At 68.2% G+C, this 4,062-nt stretch carries 3 protein-coding genes; 2 read left to right on the top strand and 1 reads right to left on the bottom strand.

Annotated features, from left to right (window positions below; translation table 11 throughout):
* Positions 1–219: 219 nt before the first annotated feature.
* Positions 220–924: a TRAP transporter small permease subunit gene (locus CH341_RS27215; RefSeq protein WP_170149827.1), complete on the top strand. Its 705-nt coding sequence runs from the start codon at positions 220–222 to the stop codon at positions 922–924.
* 16 nt (positions 925–940) lie between these two features.
* Positions 941–2,587 carry a TRAP transporter large permease gene (locus CH341_RS27210; protein ID WP_111422091.1) on the top strand — a complete coding sequence of 549 codons (1,647 nt, stop codon included), beginning with the start codon at positions 941–943 and terminating at the stop codon, positions 2,585–2,587.
* A gap of 229 nt (positions 2,588–2,816) precedes the next feature.
* Here CH341_RS27210 and CH341_RS27205 read toward each other — a convergent pair whose 3' ends face one another.
* On the bottom strand, positions 2,817–3,905 hold the full coding sequence (locus CH341_RS27205; protein ID WP_111422090.1) for a TRAP transporter substrate-binding protein: 1,089 nt from the start codon (positions 3,903–3,905) through the stop codon (positions 2,817–2,819).
* Between the last annotated feature and the right edge of the window lie 157 nt (positions 3,906–4,062).

The raw sequence follows: 4,062 nt of genomic DNA, 5'->3' as shown, positions 1-4,062 counted from the left end.
TCGGCCCTTCCGGGCCGCCCCGGGACGACGGTCGAAAGAGGCCCGGGATCGCGAGCCATCTCCCGCCCCGCCGCATGGCCGGGGCGCGATCTCGGGATTGACGGGGCCGTTTGATCCGCCCTATGCGATGGACTCTCGTCTGGACGCATCCGCGCCGGACCGATGAACCGTGGAGCGCGCCGCCTCGCGACGCTGCGATCCCGTCGCGCAGGTGATCCCGTGACCGCCCTTCTCGGCCTCAGCCGCCTCATCGACGCCGTGAACGCACGCCTCGGTCGCTCCCTGAGCTGGCTGATCCTCGCCGCCATCCTGGTCTCGGCCGTCAACGCCATCGTGCGGAAGCTGTTCGGCGTCTCGGCCAATGCCTGGCTCGAGCTGCAATGGGTGCTGTTCGGCGCCGTGTTCCTGATGTGCTCGCCGTGGACGCTGCTCGACAACGAGCACATCCGCATCGACATCCTGAACACCCGCTTTCCGCGCGGCGTGCGCAACGCCGTCGAGATCGTCGGCCACGCCTTCTTCCTGCTGCCGCTCTGCCTCGTGATGATGGTGACGAGCTGGCCGTTCTTCGTGAAGTCGGCCCCGAGCTGGGCCCAGGTCGGCACCGCGCTGGCGGCCTTCCCGGACGCCTTCGCCGGCGCCCCCGGCCAGTGGCTCTCGGGGCTGATCACCTGGTGGAAGCAGCTCATCGGCGTCGGCGAGCAGTCCTTCAACGCCGGCGGCCTGCCGCAGTGGCCGGCCAAGTTCCTGGTGTTCGCCGGGTTCACCAGCCTGTTCTTTCAAGGGCTGTCGGAGCTGATCAAGCGCGCCGCCGTCATCATGGGCCGCATCCCGGATCCGCACGGCGGACCGGGCGGCCACCTGTCCTCCTTCGAGGCGGACGCCGAGAACCTGGCCGAGACGTCCGGCCGGGCCCATCGCTGAAGGCGGGACCCGCATCATGACCGCCTTCCTGATCCAGAACATGGCCCCGATCATGTTCGGGTCCCTCGTCGTCTTCCTGCTGCTCGGCTATCCGGTCGCCTTCTCGCTCGCCGCCAACGGGCTGCTGTTCGGGCTGGTCGGCATCGAGCTCGGGCTGTTCCGCGCCGACTTCCTCCAGGCGATGCCCGAGCGCGTGTTCGGGGTGATGAACAACGAGACGCTGCTGGCGGTCCCGTTCTTCACCTTCATGGGCCTGGTGCTCGAGCGCTCCGGCATGGCCGAGGATCTGCTCGACACCATCGGCCAGCTGTTCGGACGCATCCGCGGCGGGCTCGGCTATGCCGTGGTGTTCGTCGGCGCCCTGCTGGCGGCGACGACCGGCGTGGTCGCCGCCTCGGTGATCTCGATGGGGCTGATCTCGCTCCCCATCATGATGCGCTACGGCTACGACCGCCGCGTCGCCTCCGGCGTGATCGCCGCCTCGGGCACGCTCGCCCAGATCATCCCGCCGTCGCTGGTGCTGATCATCATGGCCGACCAGCTCGGCCGGTCGGTCGGCGACATGTACGAGGGCGCCTTCCTGCCGGGCCTGATGCTGGCCGGCCTCTACGCGCTCTACATCTTCGTCGTCTCGACCTTCTTCCCGAGCGCGGCCCCCGGCCTGCCGCCCGAGGCGATCGGCTTCAAGGAGGAGAACGGCCGGCGCGGCATGACCTCGCTGGCGATCCTGACGCTGGCGAGCGCCGCCTTCGGCTACGTGGTGATGAGCCGATCGAGCACCCGAGGCGCCGATTTCGTCGTGCTGACGATGTTCTTCGCGGTCGTGTTCGCCTTCGCGGTCGCCATCGTCAACGCCGCGACGGCCCGGCTGTTCGGTTTCCGGTTCCTGTCCAAGATCGCCCAGCAGGCGACCGTCGTGATGGTGCCGCCGCTGTTCCTCATCTTCCTGGTGCTCGGAACGATCTTCATCGGCCTCGCGACACCGACCGAGGGCGGCGCCATGGGCGCGGTCGGAGCGATGGCGCTGGCGCTGTTCAAGCGACGCCTGACCTTCGATCTGGTGCGGCAGGCGGTGCGCGCCACCGCCAAGCTCTCCGCCTTCGCGGTGTTCATCCTGATCGGCGCCCGGGTGTTCTCGCTGACCTTCTACGGCGTCAGCGGGCACGTCTGGGTCGAGCACCTGCTCACCTCGCTGCCAGGCGGCGAGGTCGGGTTCCTGGTCTTCGTCAACCTGCTCGTCTTCGTGCTGGCGTTCTTCCTCGACTATTTCGAGCTCGCCTTCATCATCATCCCGCTGCTCGCGCCGGTCGCCGACAAGCTCGGCATCGACCTGATCTGGTTCGGCGTCATCCTCGCCGTCAACATGCAGACGTCGTTCATGCATCCGCCGTTCGGCTTCGCACTGTTCTTCCTGCGCTCGGTGGCGCCCAAGTTCCCCTACCGGGACCGCGTCACCGGACTGGAGACGGCGCCGATCACCACCGGCCAGATCTACTGGGGCGCCGTGCCGTTCGTCATCATCCAGCTGATCGGCGTGGCGCTGGTGATCCTGTTCCCGCAACTGGTCATGCACTACAAGGGCACGGGCGCGACCGTCGATCCCAAGACCATCGAGCTGAAGATCGACCAGCCCGAGGCCCCGCCCGCGCTGGATCTGAGATAGGCTCGCTTCACCTCCCCCTGGAGGGGGAGGGTCGGGGCGCGCAGCGCGCGCACCGGGCGGGGTGAAGCCCCGCGCACCGGAGAGGCTGTCACCCCCTCCCGCCACTCCGCGCTGTCGCGCGGAGCGTCGACCTCCCCCCTCGAGGGGGAGGTGAACAAAAGCAAGAAGCCCCGGAGCGGGGCTCCGGGGCTTGCTCGTCACGACATGATCGCTGCGGGGCGAGGCCCGCTCATCCGCGGGTGCGGGCGCGGATCATGTAGGTGTCGTAATTGTACTCGGCGACCTGCCACCAGAAGTACTCGTCGTTCCGGAAGGCCTGCATGTCGGCCATCATGGTCTTGAACGTCTCGTTCTTGGCGCCGATCTCGGCCCACAGCTCGTTGGTGGCCTTGTAGCAAGCGTCGAGAATGTCGTTCGAGAACGGCCGCAGCTGGCCGCCGGCCGCGAGGATCTTGCGCAGACCGCCCGGATTCAGCGCGTCGTAGCGGGTGATCATGTAGTTGGTGGCGGCGTGGCCGGCGTTCTGCAGGATCGCCTGATAGGTCTTCGGCAGCTCGTTCCACTTGTCGAGATTGACGTAGCCGTGGACCATCGGGCCGCCTTCCCAGAAGCCCGGGTAGTAGTAGTACGGAGCCACCTTGGCGAGGCCGAGCTTCTCGTCGTCGTAGGGACCGACCCACTCGGCGGCGTCGATGGTGCCCTTCTCCAGCGCCGGATAGACGTCCGGCCCGGCGAGCTGCTGCGGCACCACGCCCACCTTCTGCAGCACCTGGCCGGCGATGCCGCCGATGCGCATCTTGAGGCCCTGGAGATCGGCCGCGGTCTTGATCTCCTTGCGGAAGAAGCCGCCCATCTGGGCGCCCGTGTTGCCGACCGGGAAGCCGTAGATGTTGTACTTCTTGTAGAACTCGTTGAACTTCTCGTTGCCGCCGTTCTGGAACAGCCAGGCCGCCTGCTGGCGGGCGTTGAGACCGAACGGCACCGCCGCGGCGATCGCGAAGGTCGGGTCCTTGCCGACATAGTAGTACGACACCGAGTGGCACATCTCGACCGTGCCGCCGGCGGTCGCGTCGAGCGCCTGCAGGCCGGGGACGATCTCGCCCGCCGCGAAATGCTGGATCTGGAACTTGCCGTCGGTCATCTCGGCGACCTGCTTCACCAGCATCTCGCCGGCGCCGTACAGGGTGTCGAGCGACTTCGGGAAGCTCGAGGTCATGCGCCACTTGATCTCGGGCGCCGACTGGGCGACGGCCGGCATGGCCACTGCCGTGGCGGCGGAGCCGGCGGCGAGCGCGCCGAGGAACTGACGTCTCTTCATCTGGGGTCCTCTCTGGGCGTGAGGGCGTGCGGGGCGCGGCTTGAAAACGATGCCGCTGCGACGATTGGAACCCGCTCTAGCACAGCGGCGGCGCGGCGCAAACGCGGGGGCGGCGAAAAGCCCCGCCCGGGCCGGGCCGCCCGCCGCCGAGCCGCGC

This window comes from Rhodoplanes roseus (genome assembly GCF_003258865.1).
Classification (GTDB): domain Bacteria; phylum Pseudomonadota; class Alphaproteobacteria; order Rhizobiales; family Xanthobacteraceae; genus Rhodoplanes; species Rhodoplanes roseus.
This window is presented reverse-complemented; position numbering and strand designations above follow the sequence as displayed.

Bases quoted from the DNA above. Each gene is read 5' to 3' on its own strand.
- CH341_RS27210 (WP_111422091.1), top strand. From the start codon at position 941: ATGACCGCCTTCCTGATCCAGAACATGGCCCCGATCATGTTCGGGTCC.
- CH341_RS27205 (WP_111422090.1), bottom strand. From the start codon at position 3,905: ATGAAGAGACGTCAGTTCCTCGGCGCGCTCGCCGCCGGCTCCGCCGCC.